The following is a 17,200-nucleotide window of genomic DNA, read 5'->3' on the forward strand; positions in this document are numbered from 1 at the left end:
CTTTATATTCAGGAGCCGGCGCAAGACACTGCGCCGGCGAACAGGCTAGCGGCAGTCGGCGAGCGCGCTGTCCAACGCGCCGACCATAAGGGCGGCCTCGTCGCTGGTGAGGGTCAGCGGTGGCGACATCACGATTTTGTTGCCGATCGGGCGCACCAGTACGCCGGCCCGGCGCGCCTGCTCGGCAATGCGCGAGGCCAGGCCGTTGGCCGGGTCAAGCGGCTCGCGCGTAACCTTGTCCGCCACCAGGTCCACGGCAATCATCAAGCCCTTACCACGCACTTCACCCACCACCGCATAACGCTCGGTCAGCGGTTGTAGTTGCTCCAGCAACTGGGCACCGACTTTTCCGGCATTGCCCGGCAGGTCCTCGGCTTCGACAATATCCAGTACCGCCAGGGCCGCGGCACACGCGGTTGGATGACCGCTGTAGGTGTAGCCGTGCATGATCACACTGCTGAAGCCCGGGCCATTCTCGATGGCATCGACCATGCGCTGGTTGAAGACCGTGGCGCCCATGGGGATGTAGCCGGCAGTGATGCCCTTGGCCAGGCACAGTACGTCGGGCGCGACACCCCAGCCACGACTGCCGAGCATGCAGCCGGTGCGGCCGAAGCCGGTCACCACTTCATCGGCGATCAACAGGATGCCGTGGCGATCGCAGACTTCGCGCAGCTGCTTCCAGTAGTGTGCGGGCGGCACGATCACGCCGCCGGCGCCTTGTACCGGTTCGGCAATCAGCGCGGCAATGGTCTGTGGGCCAAGCAGCGCGATCTGGTCTTCCAACTGGCGAATGCAATGAGCGGTCAACTCTTGCGGATCGCGACAGTCCCAGGGGTTGCGGTACAGCCAGGGCGTATCGAGCAGATGACAGCCGGCCAATAGCGGCCCGTGGTTGTAGTGATAGACCCCATTGCCGCCCACCGATGTACCGCCCACGTGCACGCCATGGTAGCCATTGCGCAACGACAGAAAGCGCGTGCGCCCTGGCTCGCCGCTGGCAATCCAGTATTGGCGGGCCATTTTCAGTGCCGTCTCGACCGCATCGGAACCGCCGGAACTGAACAACACCCGCGCCATGTTCTCCTGGGCGAACATCGACGTCAGTCGCTCGGCCAGATCGAACACCCGGGGATGGGCAATGCCGTCGAAGGTCTGGTAATAAGCCAGCTCGTCCAGTTGCGCAGCGATGGCCGCTTTCACTGAAGCCCGGTTATGGCCCACGTTCACGTTCCACAGGCCGCCGACTCCATCGAGCATGCGATGGCCCTCGATATCGGTGATGTAGTTACCGTCGCCACGGGCGATGATCAACGTTTTGGAGCGATTGGCTGGCGCCGCAGAGCTCATCGGGTGCCAGAACTTCTTCTGTGCTGTCTTGTATTGCTCGTACATGGTTGCAGTCCTCATTCTGTTTCACGCTTGCGTACGTACAGCAGTTGCTGGCCAGTAAATTCCAACAACCCTTCAAGGCCGAACTCGACACCGAATCCGGACATCTTGCTGCCGCCAAATGGCGTATTGGGCTGAATTTGTGCGTGGCAATTCACCCAGGCCACGCCGCTTTCAAGGCGACTGGCCAATGCCTGTGCCTGCTCGACATCGGGGCCCCAGACCGACCCGCCCAACCCCATGTCGCTGGCATTGGCGCGGCGCAGGACGTCCTCGACATCCTGGTAGGCAATCAGGGGCAGCACCGGACCGAACTGTTCTTCGTCCACCAGTCGGTGTCCGTCGGTCACGTCGGCGACCAGGGTCGGCGGATAGAAAAAGCCCGGTCGGTCCAGGCGGGCACCGCCGCACAACACCCGCGCCCCATGGGCACGGGCATCCGCCACCAGTTCCTCCACCAGCGCTAGCTGTTCGAGGTTCTGCACCGGTCCAAACGTGACCCCAGGCGCCAAACCATCCCCTACCACCTGACGCCGAGCGATCAGAGCCAGGGCCTCGGCAAAGGCCTCGTACTGGGATTGGTGGATGTACAAACGCTTGAGGGCGGCGCAGGTCTGCCCCATGTTCAGGAAGGCCGCCTGGAAAATGTCATCGGCGACCTCCTCGACCGGCGTGCCGGGCAGCACGATGGCGGCATCGTTACCGCCCAGCTCCAGGGTCAGACGCTTGAGGTTGCTGGCGGCGCCGCGCATCACGCTTTGGCCGGTGGCGGTCGAGCCGGTGAAGACAATCTTCTGGATACCGGCGTGCGCGGTGATCGCACTGCCGAACCCTTGCTCACCGGTCACGCTATTGATCACGCCCCGAGGCACATGGCGCGCGATGATCTCCACCAGGCGCAGGGTGCTCAACGGGGTCAGGCTGGACGGCTTGCTGATCACGCAGTTGCCGGCACGCAGCGCCGGCATGATGTGCCAGACGGCAATCATGAACGGCCAGTTCCAGGGCGTGATCGACGCGACGACACCCAACGGCTTGCGGTGCAGTTCAATGCGCTGGCTCAGGGTTTCTTCCACCAGCTCCACGGGGATCTGCTGCTCGGCGGTGTAGCGCGTCCAGGCCACCGCGCCCATCACTTCAAAGAGCGCCAGTTCCAGCGGCTTGCCCTGCTCCAGAACAATCAGTCGGGCCAACGACTCGGCGTCCTGCTCGATCTGCGCCGCGATGCTCAGCAGGCGCTGGCGGCGGTCTTCGTGGGTGCTGTGGCGCCACTCGACAAAGGCAGACTGCGCCGCTTCGACGGCAAGGTCCAGCTGGGCCAGGGAACCGGCCGAGCACCGGGCGAACACCGTACCGGTCGCCGGATTGACCACATCGAAGTGACCGTTATCGCCGTCGACCCCGGCCCCATTGATGAGCATTTGATAATCGTGCATGACACCTTCCTTTCACGCGCTGTCGGACCGTCCCGAACGACAGCGCAGTTGTTTTTTGTGGGGTTTGACGATGTCGCGGACGCCCTAGAGCTTGTGGCTGCCCAGCGCCATGAACCGCTCGGGCGAGGCCTTGCGCAATCGGGCGGCGAGGAACACGCCGACGATCAGTGCGGCGGGAATGATCGCGCAAAGACCGTAGGACAAGAGCTGGCTGGCGCCGGTCAGCACGTCGAAATGAATCACTGCAAGGACCAGGACCGCCAGCAATGCCAGGCACGAAAAACCCGGCAGAATCCGACCGCGCCAGAGGCCCAGCTTCAGTTCCGGGTGCGCGCGGAAATAGACAAATACCGCTGCAGAGGTCAGGGCCATGAGCAAGATCACGCACAGCGTCGCCAGATTGGAAAACCAAGCGAATAACTGAAGGATCGGATCGGCATCCAGCGCGGCGAAGATCAGCACCACCACCGCCGCGATCAGGCTTTGCAGGACTGAGCCCATGTGCGGACTCTGGTGCACGCGATGGGTGGTGCCCAACCGGCTGTGCAGCAAACCGTCACGCCCGATGGCATAGAAGTAACGCGCCGCGGCGTTGTGGAACGCCAACAGCCCGGCGTAGATGCTGACCATGAACAGCACGCGGATGATCTGGGTCAGGTGCGGGCCGACAAAATGATCGGACATGCCATAGATGAACGTGGTCGGATCCTGCAGTGCCTGCAAGGTCGGCACGATCTTGTCGGCCCCTACCCCAATCACCATCGCCCAGACCGACAGGGCATAGAAAGCACCGATCAGCAGCACCGAGCTGTAGGTTGCGATGGGTATCGTACGGTGCGGATTCTTGGCCTCTTCGCCATAGATAGTCGTGGCCTCGAAGCCGATAAACGCTGCAAAGCAGAACAGCAAGCCGATGGATGGCGTACCACTGAACACATGGCTGCGGTCGAAGGAATCGAGATTGATACCGCTGTCACCACCGGTTTTCAGAATGGCGAAATCCAGCGTCAGGATCGCCAGGTACTCGGCAATGACCACTACCGACAGCACCCGGGCCGACAGGTCGATCTTGCGATAACCCAGAATCGCAATGCTCGCCATCGCCAGGAGCGAATACGTCCACCACGGCAAATCCAGGCCAAAGACGCTGGCCATCGTGCCGCTGACCACGCCGCCGAACATGCCGTACAGGCCGACCTGGAGAATGTTGTAGGCAAACATCGCCAGCACCCCCGCCGCACCACCGGCCAAGCCACCCAAACCGCGCGAGGTGAACGCATAGAACCCACCGGCGTTGGTCATGTGCCGGGACATGGCGGTGTAGCCCACCGAGAACGCCAGTAACACCAGTAGCGCCAGGATCAGCAAGGCCGGTGTGCCGGCGCCATTGCCTAGCATGATGCCAATGGGGAAACCGCCGGCGATGACGCTCAAGGGGCTCGCCGCCGAAATCACAAAGAAAATAATGAAGCCAACGCCCAGGGCGCCTCGCTTCAGCTCCGTCGAGCTGCTGATCGGGAAAGACACACTCATTTCTATTGACCTTATTGTATGAGGCAGTCGCTGTAGGATCGGGGCGCGGCCAGCTTCACCGCTGTCCAGATGCTTATTGTTTTGGTTGCACGCTGGATTCGATGCTAGGCCCTTGCCAAAACCCTTCGCTATCCCAAAACGGCAGCATCCGAAGCCGCGCCCTAAAACAGGTCAGCCCATTAAGGCCGACGACATACCTGTGGCGAGGGAGCTTGCTCCCGCTGGGCTGCGAAGCGGCCCCTGTTTTCTGGGCCTGCTGCGCAGTCCAGCGGGAGCAAGCTCCCTCGCCACGGGTTCTGCGTTTTCTGGAGTGATCCGCATTAGCCCAAACGGCTGCCGATTCGGGATAACGGGCAGGCGCTTCCTGCCGCAAGATAACCTCGCCCACCGTTCAGACAGCGCTGGGCCCAAAACAATAAAAGCCCCCACGCGCAGGAAAACTTCAGCATGTTCTTCGCTCGTCTCTCTATCCAATGGCGGATCACGCTCCTGAGTGGGCTGTGCCTGCTGGCCGTCGTCGGGGCATTGACCGGTGCCTCCCTGTATCAGAACCAGCAAGGTGCCACGCTGCTCAAGCAGCAAAGCAGTCAACTGCTGGGGCGCTCGGCCCTGGAAGGTTTGCAGGCACAGGCCCTGGCCCATGGTCAGCGGGTGGAGCGCTTTTTCAGCGAAACAGCGATCTATGGGGAAGGTTTCGCCCAACAGGTCCTGCAACTGCGCGCCCAGGCGTGGAACGGGCGACTGACGCCAGCGCAGTTGCGCCGGGACCTGATCGCCACGACCCGCCAGGCCCTTCAGAACCGTGAAAAAGTCCTCGGCCTCTACGTGGTGCTGCTTCCCGACGCGCTGGTCGGTGAAGATGCCGGTTTCATTAGCCAACGCGATCTGGCCGGCAATGAAAAAGGTCGCTTTGCCCTGTACTGGTCGCAAAGCCAACCCGGCCATCTGGTGCAAGAGGTGCTCAGCGAAGCCCAGATCAGCGCCAACACCGCGCCACCAGGCAGCGAACCGGCCAACGCCTGGTACGTCTGCCCGCAGACCCAGGGGCGCACCTGTGTGACAGAGCCCTACGCGATCGAAGTCGAAGGCCAGGAGACATTGATGAGCAGCATCTCCATACCGCTGCTGGACCAGGGCAAAGTCATCGGTGTCGTCGGCATAGACATCAGCCTCGATACCCTTCAGCAACTCGCCGCCAGCCTTGCCAACGACTTGTACCCCGGTCATAGCGAAATCAACATTCTTTCCCCATCCGGGCAAATTGCCGGCCACAGCGGCGCGGTTGACGGCACCTCGGTCGACGTTCGGCAAGCCGTGCAAACCGTTCCCGCCAATGCGCCCTGGCAATTGCAGATACGCGTACCTGAAGCGCTTGTACAAGCGCCGGCCCTGCACATGCAGGCCCAGTTGGACGACAAGTATCGCCAGGCCAACTGGTTCAACCTCAGCCTGGGATTGCTGGCTGCCGGCTTGGGACTGTTGCTCATCTGGCTCACTGCTTACGGCGTGACCCGGCCGCTGCTGAGGGTGGCGCATCTGCTCGATGCGATTGTCGAAGGCGACGGTGACCTCACCCAGCGCCTGCCCAACGACCGTCACGATGAATTGGGCCATCTGGCGCAGGGCTTCAACCGCTTTCTCGACAAGTTGCAGCCTATTATCCGCGATATCCAGCAAGCCTCCCTGGACACCCGCAACACCGCCGATACGTCGGCGCAGGTGGCCCAGGCAGTCAGTGCGGGGATGCATACGCAGTACCGGGAAGTCGAACTGGCAGCGACCGCCCTGCATGAAATGAGCACCAGCGCCCAGGAAGTAGCTCGTCATTCCCACCAGGCGGCTGATGCCGCCAGCGTCGCCGAAAACGCAAGTCGATCGGGACGGGAATTGTTCGCCAACGCGGTCAACAGCATCGACAGCCTCGACCGACGCCTGGAAACCACCCTCGAACAAGTGCAGGCGCTGGCCGGCAACAGCCAACACATCGGCCAAGTGCTGGACGTGATCTGCTCCATTGCCCAACAGACAAACCTGCTGGCCTTGAATGCCGCCATCGAAGCGGCCAGGGCGGGTGAACAGGGACGCGGCTTCGCCGTGGTAGCCGACGAAGTTCGTCATTTGGCCAGCAACACCCAGAACTCGGTCGAGCAGATACGCACGGTGATCGAAGCGCTACAACAATTGAGCCAGGAGGTCGTGCACAGCACCCAACTGAGCCGAGAACAGGCCAGGGACAGCGTCACTCAAGTCGAAAAGACCCATGTGGCGCTGCAGCGCATCACCGAAGCCGTGGAAGTGATCGAACACATGAACCAACAGATCGCCAGCGCGGCCCTGGAGCAAAGCACTGTCGTGGAAGACATCAGCCATCGCGTCAGTGACATTCGCGGGATCAGCGAGACCTTGAGTAGCCGGATGGAGGAAGCCTCACAGGCCAGCCACTCGTTGCATGCCATGGCCAACCATCAACAGCAGTTGGTGGGGCACTTTCGTATTTAAGTGATTACACAATTTCACAGAGCGCCTACAAAGCTTCACCCCTGCCATGAGCCTGGATCCCTACCATGGGCGGCTCAATAGTGGGGAAGTACCATGTCCAAGATTCCTTTCGTCACACTGGGCCTGTTGGTCGGGGCACTGCTGCTCAGTGGCTGTGATAGCGCCTCGACCCCGCAAGCCGCCGCCCCGCTGCCCAGTGTGCGTGTCGAAACCGTCCAGGCACGGCCCCTGTCGATCAGTAACGAGCTGAGCGGTCGGATCGTCGCGCCACGGGTTGCCGAAGTCCGGGCGCGGGTGGCCGGCGTGGTCTTGCAACGGGTGTTTCATGAGGGCCGCGACGTAAAGCAGGGCGATGTGCTGTTTCGCATCGATCCGGCGCCGTTCAAGGCTGACCTGGACAGTGCCCAGGCGGCGTTGCGCAAGGCCGAGGCCAATGCGTTCCAGGCCCGCTTGCAAGCCCAGCGTTACGCGCAGTTGATCGATGACAAGGCGATCAGTGGCCAGGACTACGACAACGCCCGGGCCAGCGTGCGCCAGACCGCCGCTGACGTCGCTGCCAGCAAGGCTGCGGTGGAACGGGCGAAACTGAACCTGGGCTATGCCACGGTGACCGCGCCGATTTCCGGGCGCATCGGGCGCGCCCTGGTGACGGAGGGCGCCTTGGTCGGGCAGAACGAAAGCACGCCGTTGGCGTTGATCCAGCAACTGGACCCGATCCACGCCGACCTCACGCAATCGACCCGCGAACTCAACGACCTGCGCCGCGCTTTTCGCGCAGGGCTTTTGCAAGCGGTCGGCCAGGACCAGGCCAAAGCCACCTTGATCCAAGACGACGGCAGCCCTTATCCGCTGCCCGGCAAGTTGCTGTTCACCGACCTCAGCGTCGACCCGAGCACCGGCCAGATCACCCTGCGCAGCGAGTTCCCCAACCCGGACCTGGACCTGCTGCCGGGCAGCTTCATCCGCGTGCGCCTCGAACAGGCGATCAGCAACCAAGGCATCACCGTGCCGCAACGGGCCATCCAGCGAGACAGCGCCGGAGTCGCCCAGGTGTTGCTGCTGGACGCCGAGCAGAAGGTCAGCCAGCAACCGGTGCAATTGGGCGCCGTGCAAAACGATCGCTGGGTCGTCACCCACGGTTTGAAACCCGGCGACCGCATCGTCATCGAAGGACTGCAACACGCCCGCCCCGGCGAGCACGTCCGGATCGACGATTCCCCACTCCCCCTCGCCCAGGTTCCCGGGCCACAGGCAGGACACTAAGCCATGCCGCAATTCTTCATCGACCGTCCGGTGTTCGCCTGGGTCGTTGCCTTGTTCATCCTGTTGTCCGGTGTCCTGGCCATTCCACAGTTGCCGGTGGCGCAGTACCCGGTCGTGGCCCCGCCACAAATCGAGATCTACACCGTCTACCCGGGCGCTTCAGCGCAAACCGTGGATGAAAGCGTGGTCAGCCTGATCGAGGAAGAACTCAACGGCGTCGACAACCTGTTGTATTTCGAATCCCAAAGCAGCCTGGGCAGCGCCACCATCACGGCGACCTTCCAACCCGGTACCAACCCGGAACTGGCCCAGGTCGACGTGCAGAACCGCCTCAAGGCAGTGGAGTCGCGCCTGCCGCAAGCGGTCACGCAGCAGGGCTTGCAAGTGGACAAAGTCTCCGCAGGCTTCCTGCTGCTGATCACCCTCACCTCCAGCGACGGCAAGCTCGACGACGTGGCGCTCAGCGATTACCTGGCACGCAACGTGATGAACGAGATCAAGCGCCTGGACGGGGTCGGTAAGGCCCAGCTGTACGGGGCCGAGCGAGCTATGCGGATCTGGATCGATCCGCAGAAACTCGTCGGTTTCAACCTGACCCCGGCCGACGTCAATGCCGCCATCGTGGCGCAGAACGCCCAGGTGTCGGCGGGCAGCCTGGGAGAATTACCGAGCCGCAGCACTCAGGAAATCACCGCGACTATCGTCGTCAAAGGCCAGCTCAACACGCCCCAAGAGTTTGCCGACATTGTGCTCAAGGCCAACCCCGATGGCTCGACGGTGCGCATCGCCGACGTGGCCCGGGTGGAAATCGGCAGCCAGGAATACCAGTTCTCCACGCGCCTGAACGGCAAGCCGTCCACCGCCGTGGCCGTGCAACTGTCGCCGGGGGCCAATGCCTTGAACACCGCGACCCTGGTGCGCAACAAGATGGACGAGCTGTCGCGCTACTTCCCGGCCGGGGTGGAATACAAGATTCCCTACGACACCTCGCCGTTCGTCAAAGTCTCCATCACCAAGGTGATCTACACCCTCGGCGAGGCGATGCTGCTGGTGTTCGCGGTGATGTTCCTGTTCTTGCAGAACATCCGCTACACCCTGATCCCGACCCTGGTGGTGCCGGTGGCGTTGATGGGCACCTTCGCAACGATGCTCGCGCTGGGGTTCTCGATCAACGTGCTGACCATGTTCGGCATGGTCCTGGCCATCGGCATCCTGGTGGACGACGCCATCGTAGTGGTGGAGAACGTCGAGCGGATCATGGCTCAGGAAGGCTTGTCGCCCAAGGAGGCCACGCGCAAGGCCATGGGGCAGATCACCGGTGCCATCATCGGCATTACCCTGGTGCTGGTGGCGGTGTTCATTCCGATGGCGTTCATGCAGGGCTCGGTGGGGGTGATTTACCAGCAGTTCTCGCTGTCGATGGCGACGTCGATCCTGTTCTCGGCCTTTCTCGCCCTGACCTTGACCCCGGCGCTTTGCGCGACCTTGCTCAAACCAGTCGCCAAAGGTGATCACCACGCCAAAAGCGGTTTCTTCGGCTGGTTCAACCGTGGCTTCGATCGATTCGGCGACCGCTATCAAGGCTGGGTGGCCTATGCGCTGAAACGCAGCGGCCGTTATCTGCTGATCTACGGCGTGCTGCTGGTGGGCATGGGCCTGCTGTTCAGTCGCCTGCCCTCCTCGTTCCTGCCGGTGGAAGACCAGGGCTACACCATCACCGACATCCAGCTGCCGCCGGGTGCCAGCAAACACCGTACGGTGCAGGTGGTGGAGCAGATCGAAGCCCATAACGCCGGCGAGCCGGGGGTCGGCGACAGCACGATCATCCTCGGTTTCAGCTTCTCCGGCAGTGGCCAGAACGCGGCGCTGGCCTTCACCACCCTCAAGGACTGGTCGCAACGCGGTGCCGAGGATTCGGCAGCGTCGATTGCCGACCGTGCCAACCTGGCGCTGGGTCAAATCAAGGACGCCATGGCCTTCTCGCTGCTGCCACCGCCCGTGGATGGCCTGGGCACTTCCAGCGGTTTCGAGTTCCGTTTGCAGGACCGGGGTGGCCTCGGCCATGCCACCTTGATGCAGGCCCGCAGCGAATTGCTCGCCGCCGCCGAGAAAAGCCCGATGCTGATGAATGTGCGCGAAAGCGCCCTGGCCGAAGCGCCGCAAGTGCAATTGGAGGTCGACCGCAAGCAAGCCAATGCCCTGGGCATTTCCTTTGCCGATGTCGGCAGCGTGTTGTCCACGGCGGTGGGATCGGCCTACATCAACGACTTCCCCAACCAGGGCCGCATGCAACGGGTGGTGGTCCAGGCCGAGGGTGATCAGCGCAGCCAGGTCGAGGATTTGCTGAAGATCCACGTGCGCAACAACAGCGGGAAGATGGTCCCGTTATCCGCATTCGTCCAGGCTCGCTGGACCCAGGGACCGGCACAACTGACCCGCTATAACGGTTATCCAGCGGTGAGCATTTCCGGCGAACCGGCACCGGGCTACAGCACCGGGCAAGCCATGGCCGAAATCGAACGGCTGGTGGCCCAGGGGCCGACAGGCCTGGGCCAGGAATGGACCGGGCTGTCCTTGCAGGAACGTTTGTCCGGCAGCCAGGCGCCGATCCTGTTGGGCCTGTCGCTGCTGGTGGTGTTCCTGTGCCTGGCGGCGCTGTACGAGAGCTGGTCGATCCCGACCTCGGTGCTGCTGGTGGTGCCGCTGGGTGTGCTCGGTGCGGTACTGGCCGTGTCGTTGCGCGGCATGCCCAACGATGTGTTCTTCAAGATCGGGCTGATCACCATCATCGGTCTCTCGGCAAAGAACGCGATCCTCATCATCGAGTTCGCCAAGAGCCTGTACGACGACGGCCACGACCTGATCGACGCCACGCTTGAGGCCGCACGCCTGCGCCTGCGGCCGATCATCATGACCTCGCTGGCCTTCATCCTTGGGGTAGTGCCGTTGGCGATTGCCAGCGGTGCCAGCTCGGCGAGCCAGCAGGCCATCGGCACGGGGGTGATCGGCGGGATGATCACCGCCACGCTGGCGGTGGTGTTCGTGCCGGTGTTTTTCGTGGTGGTGATGAAGCGTGTCAGGCGTGTTGATTCCAAGTGAGGCTGGGCCGGAGCACCGCTATCGCGAGCTTGCTCGCGATAGCGGCCTTACAGCTGGCCTTGTTCACGAGTACATATCCATTGCTGCGGTAACGGCTACTTAGGGTTCCGCCCTTACGGCGGCTCACTTTTGAGAAGCGCAAAAGTAAGCAAAACGCTTTTGCCCCACCACTCGGTGCCTCGCCTAGGCTCGGCATGCCCGAACGCAGACATTGCTCCGTGGGCCCGCCGCGCTGGGCCATCCATGGCCCAGCGCGGCTATCCCGGCATCCATGCCGGGATGCCCACTCCACAATGCCTGCGTTCGGCCAGCGTGGTTAACGGGGCGCCGAGATCAACGTCCGTCGCGAGGCGGCCTGACAGCCGACCTGTTTCTTGGTGAGACCGCGTTCCCCCTGTGGGAGCGAGCCTGCTCGCGAAGGCGGCAGTGAGCCCAGCCGTCAGTCCGCCTGCACCGTGACTTGACGCTGTTCACCCAGGCCCTCGATCCCCAGGCGCATGGTCTGGCCCGGCCGCAGGAACACCGGGTTGGGCTTGATGCCCAAGCCTACACCGGGGGGTGTGCCGGTCGAGATGACGTCGCCGGGTTGCAGGCTCATGCAGCGGCTCAGGTAGGCAATCAGTTGCGGCACGCTGAAGATCAGCGTCCGGGTATTGCCGTTCTGATAGCGGTGCCCGTCGACCTCCAGCCACAGATCCAGCGTATGCGGGTCGGCGATTTCGTCCCGGGTCACCAACCACGGTCCAAGAGGGCCAAAGGTGTCGAAGCCTTTGCCCTTGTCCCAGGTGCCGCCGCGCTCCAGTTGCCACTCACGCTCTGACACGTCGTTGATGACGCAATAACCGGCGACATGCTCCAGGGCGTTGGCTTCGTCGATGTAACGACCGCCTTTACCGATGACCACGCCAAGTTCGACTTCCCAGTCGGTCTTGAGTGAGCCACGCGGGATCTGGATGTCGTCGTTCGGTCCGCAGATGGCGCTGGTCCACTTGTTGAAGATGATCGGCTCTTTCGGCACCTCCATGTTCGACTCGGCCGCATGGTCGGCATAGTTCAGGCCGATGCAGATGAATTTGCCGACCTGCCCGACACAGGCACCGATCCGAGGCTGGCCGGCAACCAGGGGCAGGCTGTACGGATCGAGGGCTGCTAGCGCTGCCAGGCTGTCCGGGCCCAGGGCCTGTCCGGCGATGTCCGGCACATGGCCCGACAGGTCGCGGATCTGATGATCGGCATCCAGCAGGCCGGGTTTCTCCGAACCTTTTTCGCCGTAACGCAACAGTTTCATGGAGTTCTCCTGTTCAGATTCAAAGTGAAAACCGGGTTCAGATACTCATGCCGCCATCGATAACATGCACGCCACCGGTGGTGAAGCTCGACGCATCGCTGCCCAGGTACACGGCCAACTGCGCGATTTCTTCGGTACTGCCGATACGGCCCATGGGCTGACGTTCGAGGAACTGCCGGTAAACCTGGGTCTCATCCACACCTTGTTGCGCAGCCTGGGCCGCGATGCGCTGTCGGAGCGACGGCGAGTCCACGGTACCAGGGCATATGGCGTTACAACGGATGCCCTGAGTGACGAAGTCGATAGCCACAGCCTTCGTCAAGCCCACTACCGCCGCCTTGCTGGCCGCATAGGCAAAACGGTTGGGCACGCCTTTGATGCTGGAGGCCACCGACGACATGTTGATGATCGAACCGCCGCCCCGCGCCTGCATGCCTGGCAGAAATGCGCGGATCATCCGGTACATGGCCGTGACGTTGAGGTCCAGCGAACGCGCCCAGGCGGCTTCGTCGCACTCCAGGATGTTGCCGCTGTGAACGTAACCGGCGCAATTGAAGAGCACGTCCAGCCCACCGATACGCTCGCAGGCAGCGCTGATGGCAACGGTCGACGTGACGTCCAGGTTGATGGCAGTAATCCCTTCAATGCCAGTGAGGGCATGGATATCGATGTCACTGGCGAACACCTCGGCGCCGGCCCGGGCGAAAGCAATGGCGCTGGCCAAACCAATGCCCTGCCCCGCTGCCGTCACCAACACCCGCTTATTTTGCAGATTCATGCAGTCTCCAGTTGCACTGCCGTGTCGGCGTGCTTGGGAGTCCTGCCGAGCATCGAGGCAGGGATAGCCAGGATCAGTCCGCCGCTGACCAAAAGACACAGGGCGAGTACATAGGTGCCGTTGTTGATGTTGCCCGTGAGGGTTTCCGCCACGGCGGTGATCATCGAACCGGTGAACCCCGACAGGTTACCGATGGCGTTGATCATGCCGATGCCGGCCGCGGCGGCGACGCCCGACAGCACGGTCCCCGGCAAGGTCCAGAAAATCGGCATCAAGCTGAGGATTCCCGAGGCGGAGACGCTGAGGAAAAGCACGGACAACACCAGGTTGTCAGCGAAGAAGGCACTGAGGATCAAGCCGACGCCGCCAATGAACGCCGGGATCGCCGCGTGCAGGCGCCGCTCACCGGTGCGGTTGGAGTGCCGGGCATTGAGCAGCATCGCCACCACTGCCACCGAGTACGGGATGGCGGTCAGCAAACCGATGTGCAAACTGTTCGTGATACCGGTGCTCTTGATGATCGAGGGCATCCAGAACGCCAGGCCGTAGAAGCCGGTATTGAAGGTCAGCAGAATCAGCACCAGCAACCACACCCGAGGGTTGAAAAACACTTCGCTCAGCCGTGTGGCCTTGCCCTGGTTGTCGGTTTGCAGATTGGCCTTGAGCATGGCTTTTTCCGCGACGCTAAGCCATTTGGCTTTATCGATGTTGTCGGCCAGACAGACGATCACCACAAACGCCATGATGATCGAAGGGATGCCTTCAATGAGCAGCATCCATTGCCAGCCGGACAGGCCTTGCACCCCTTGCATGCTGTTCATCAGCCAACCGGAGAGAATGCCACCCAAGGTCAGACTGACCGGCAGTGCCAGCAGGAAGCCGGACATCACCCGGCTCTGCCGGTGGGTCGGAAACCAGTAATTGAGGTAGAGAATCACGCCAGGGAAAAAGCCCGCTTCGCAGATGCCCAACAGGAAACGCAGCACGTAGAACATCGTGCTCGATTCGAGGTGGAAGAAGGCCGCCAGCGGCACGGTGTAGGCCACGGCCATGGAGATCACCGCCCAACTGAGCATGATCCGGGCGATCCAGAACCGTGCGCCAAAGCGATGCAGCAACAGGTTGCTGGGCACTTCGAAGAGAAAATAGCCCCAGAAGAACATACTGGCGCCCAAGGCATACACGGTGTTGCTGAATTGCAGCTCGTTGAGCATATCGAGCTTGGCAAAACCGATGTTCACCCGGTCGAGGTAGGCAGCCATGTAACACAAGAGCAGGACCGGCAGGATGCGCCAGATAACCTTGCGGTAGGTCCGGTCCTCAAAATCGAGTTCACTGGCTTGCGACTGCGCGGGTAAATGCTCGGATACGGTTTGCATGAGGTCACCCCTGGGCATGTGGGCATGCCTGATTGTTTTTATTGAGTGGGTCACTCTACTGTCGGGAATTGATTCTTTCCCAATGGCATTTTTGGATTAACTGATAACGAGTCGTTATCGAGATAACCATCGGCCGGTGCCGAACTTGTGCCGAGGAGATTTATCTGTGGGAGCAAGGCTTGCCCGCGATGAAGACGACGCGGTCAGCGAGTACGAGGCGCCGGCATCGCGGGCAAGCCTTGCTCCCGCAGATTCACCGACTTTCTTGAGTGGACGATGTGGCAGCCAGACGCGCGTTTTCCTTGAGAATGTCAGCGAACTCCAGCGCCGCCCCCACCAGTTGCTCACCCTTGCGCGTGAGGATGCCGTAATCCTGCGGCACCAGGTGCAAGGGCGTATCGAGGGTTATCAACTGGCCGCTTTCCAGCAGCGGGTTGACCATGGCATTGGGCAGCATGCCGATCATGGGTCCGCGTTGTAGAACCTGGAGGAAAGTCTGCATAGAGATGGTGTCGATGGTATTGCGCGGCATCCCCACCCCGGCCTCGGCAAAGGCCAGTTCCATGCGTGCACGAATCGGTGTGCCTACCGGGTAGAGAATCCAGGGCAGGTCCACCAGTTGCTGCAAGGAAGTGGGCCCCGCGTTTGCCAGCGGATGTCGGCTGTTGACCACGATGCAGAACGGCTCCGGGGCCAACGCCTGGAAGTCATAGCGTTGCTGCTGGCTTTGATCGGTAAAGCGGGCCACCGCAAGATCAAGGGTTTTTTCTTCGAGCATCTCCATCAAATGGTTACTGGTCTGCTCAACGACCTCAATCGATAGCAGCGGCCACCTTTGCTTGATCTGCAGGATCGCCTCGGGCAAGGCCACCGCCGTGGCGGCGAAAATCCCGCCGACCTTGAGATAACCGTGACCGCCCTCGCGCAGGCTGCTGATTTGCTCAACGAACGAACGTGCATCATTCAAAGCTATTTGCGCATAACGCAACACATGCTCCCCCAGCGCCGTGGGCGGCATGCTTCGGGGCAGCCGTTCGAATAATGCAAAGCCCAGCAGGCTTTCTATTTCCTTGAGCATCTTGCTGATGGCCGGCTGACTCAGGTTCATCTGCTGGGCAGCCAAATGCATATTGCGTGTGCGCCCCAAGGTATCGATCAACATCAGGTGGCGAAATTTGAGCCAGCCGCAGACGCTGGAAAAGGACAGATCTGACATGGGCGTTCCTCGGATCAGCAATAACCTGACGTTATCAAATACTGAATATATCTCATTGGAGTTTATCGACCACCCACCCTAGCGTGAAGGCTTTACGAATCAGGAAACCTTTCCATGTCGCTACTGCTTACTCCCGAAAATACCCTGCCGGTCGATGGCGTGGCCGGCACCCTGATTGGTCGCGCCTGGGTGCCGGGCCGGATTGCCGGGCCTTCGCCCATTGTGCTGCGCAGCGACGGGGTGTTTGATCTGTCGGAGCGTTTTGCGACCTTGAGTGACTTGCTGGAAACAGAATCACCACTGGCTGCGGTGCGGCAGACACCCGGTACCTTCATCACCACTGTCCAGGCCCTGCTGGCCAACACCGGCCTCGACGCCGACCCGTCCAAACCGTCGTTGTTGCCGCCCCTGGATTTGCAAGTCATCAAGGCCGCCGGCGTGACCTTCGCCGCCAGCATGATCGAGCGAGTGATCGAGGAACAGGCCGGCGGCGACTCAACGAAAGCCCAAGCCATACGTGCCACCGTGCAAAGCGTGATCGGCGACAACTTGCGTTCGATCGTGCCAGGCTCGGAGCAGGCCATGCGCCTGAAGGCCTTGCTCATCGAACAGGGCATGTGGTCACAGTATCTGGAAGTCGGCATCGGCCCGGATGCGGAAATCTTCACCAAGGCACCAGTTCTCGCCGCCGTCGGCAGCGGCAGCCGCATCGGCATTCATCCCGGCTCCCAATGGAACAATCCGGAGCCGGAAGTGGTGCTGGCGGTGAACAGCCGTGGCCAGATCCACGGCGCCACTTTGGGCAACGATGTCAATCTGCGGGACTTCGAAGGCCGTAGCGCGCTGCTGCTGAGCAAGGCCAAGGACAACAATGCCTCCTGCGCCATCGGGCCGTTCATTCGCCTGTTCGACGAGCACTTCAGCCTGGATGATGTGCGGGCCTGCGTGGTCGATCTGCAGGTACAAGGCGAAGACGGTTACCGGATGCATGGATCGAGCTCCATGAGCCAGATCAGCCGCGACCCGCAGGACCTGGCGGGCCAGACGCTCAACGCCAATCACCAATACCCGGACGGTTTTCTGCTGTTTCTCGGTACCCTGTTCGCCCCCACAGAAGACCGTGATCATGCCGGCGGCGGGTTTACCCACAAACTGGGTGACCGGGTCAGTATCAGCAGCCCATTGCTTGGCAGCCTGCATAACCAGGTGACCCACAGCTCTGACGCCGCACCCTGGACCTTTGGCGTCAGCGCTCTGCTGCGCAATCTCGCCTCCCGGGGGTTGCTCGCCCGCTGACGCAGAACCGTTTGCCGATTC

The 17,200-nt window shown here is 61.8% G+C and carries 10 protein-coding genes and 2 pseudogenes; 5 read left to right on the top strand and 7 right to left on the bottom strand.

The features are described 5' to 3' along the window. Positions 1–45: 45 nt before the first annotated feature. The 3 genes from MKS85_RS03750 to MKS85_RS03760 all read right to left on the bottom strand — a co-directional run bounded on the left by MKS85_RS03750 (position 46) and on the right by MKS85_RS03760 (position 4,361). Complete coding sequence (locus MKS85_RS03750) at positions 46–1,395, bottom strand: aminotransferase class III-fold pyridoxal phosphate-dependent enzyme (RefSeq protein ID WP_305466122.1); 1,350 nt, start codon at positions 1,393–1,395, stop codon at positions 46–48. Positions 1,396–1,406: 11 nt separating this feature from the next. Then, entirely contained in the window at positions 1,407–2,828 is a 1,422-nt protein-coding gene (locus MKS85_RS03755) for an aldehyde dehydrogenase family protein (RefSeq protein WP_139049796.1), read from the bottom strand. Between the two features lie 84 nt (positions 2,829–2,912). After that, complete coding sequence (locus MKS85_RS03760; protein WP_310662722.1) at positions 2,913–4,361, bottom strand: APC family permease; 1,449 nt, start codon at positions 4,359–4,361, stop codon at positions 2,913–2,915. A 447-nt stretch (positions 4,362–4,808) separates the two neighbouring features. Here MKS85_RS03760 and MKS85_RS28880 point away from each other — a divergent pair. The 4 genes and pseudogenes from MKS85_RS28880 to MKS85_RS03775 form a co-directional block, all read left to right on the top strand. Continuing rightward, positions 4,809–6,002: pseudogene (locus tag MKS85_RS28880) on the top strand (HAMP domain-containing protein); the annotation flags it as partial. A gap of 261 nt (positions 6,003–6,263) precedes the next feature. Then, positions 6,264–6,860, top strand: a pseudogene (locus MKS85_RS28885) (methyl-accepting chemotaxis protein); the annotation flags it as partial. A gap of 93 nt (positions 6,861–6,953) precedes the next feature. Further along, entirely contained in the window at positions 6,954–8,123 is a 1,170-nt protein-coding gene (locus MKS85_RS03770; protein WP_310662724.1) for an efflux RND transporter periplasmic adaptor subunit, read from the top strand. A 3-nt stretch (positions 8,124–8,126) separates the two neighbouring features. Next, positions 8,127–11,222, top strand: a complete 3,096-nt coding sequence (locus tag MKS85_RS03775; protein ID WP_310662725.1) for an efflux RND transporter permease subunit — start codon at positions 8,127–8,129, stop codon at positions 11,220–11,222. 439 nt (positions 11,223–11,661) lie between these two features. Here the strand turns inward: MKS85_RS03775 and MKS85_RS03780 are convergent, their stop codons facing one another. From MKS85_RS03780 to MKS85_RS03795, 4 genes are all read right to left on the bottom strand, one after another. Further along, entirely contained in the window at positions 11,662–12,510 is an 849-nt protein-coding gene (locus tag MKS85_RS03780) for an ureidoglycolate lyase (protein ID WP_305466127.1), read from the bottom strand. Positions 12,511–12,547: 37 nt separating this feature from the next. Beyond that, a complete protein-coding gene (locus MKS85_RS03785; RefSeq protein ID WP_139049787.1) occupies positions 12,548–13,288 on the bottom strand; it encodes an SDR family oxidoreductase in 741 nt (246 codons plus the stop codon). Continuing rightward, positions 13,285–14,667: an MFS transporter gene (locus MKS85_RS03790; RefSeq protein WP_160894357.1), complete on the bottom strand. Its 1,383-nt coding sequence runs from the start codon at positions 14,665–14,667 to the stop codon at positions 13,285–13,287. The genes MKS85_RS03785 and MKS85_RS03790 overlap by 4 nt, the downstream gene beginning before the upstream one ends. Before the next feature lie 253 nt (positions 14,668–14,920). Further along, positions 14,921–15,883, bottom strand: a complete 963-nt coding sequence (locus MKS85_RS03795) for a LysR family transcriptional regulator (protein ID WP_139049785.1) — start codon at positions 15,881–15,883, stop codon at positions 14,921–14,923. Between the two features lie 114 nt (positions 15,884–15,997). Between MKS85_RS03795 and MKS85_RS03800 the strand changes: the two genes are divergently transcribed. Then, entirely contained in the window at positions 15,998–17,179 is a 1,182-nt protein-coding gene (locus MKS85_RS03800) for a fumarylacetoacetate hydrolase family protein (RefSeq protein ID WP_310662726.1), read from the top strand. Positions 17,180–17,200 lie beyond the last annotated feature (21 nt).

The sequence above is a fragment of the Pseudomonas sp. JL2 genome, from assembly GCF_031570495.1.
Taxonomy (GTDB): Bacteria; Pseudomonadota; Gammaproteobacteria; order Pseudomonadales; family Pseudomonadaceae; genus Aquipseudomonas; species Aquipseudomonas rhizophila.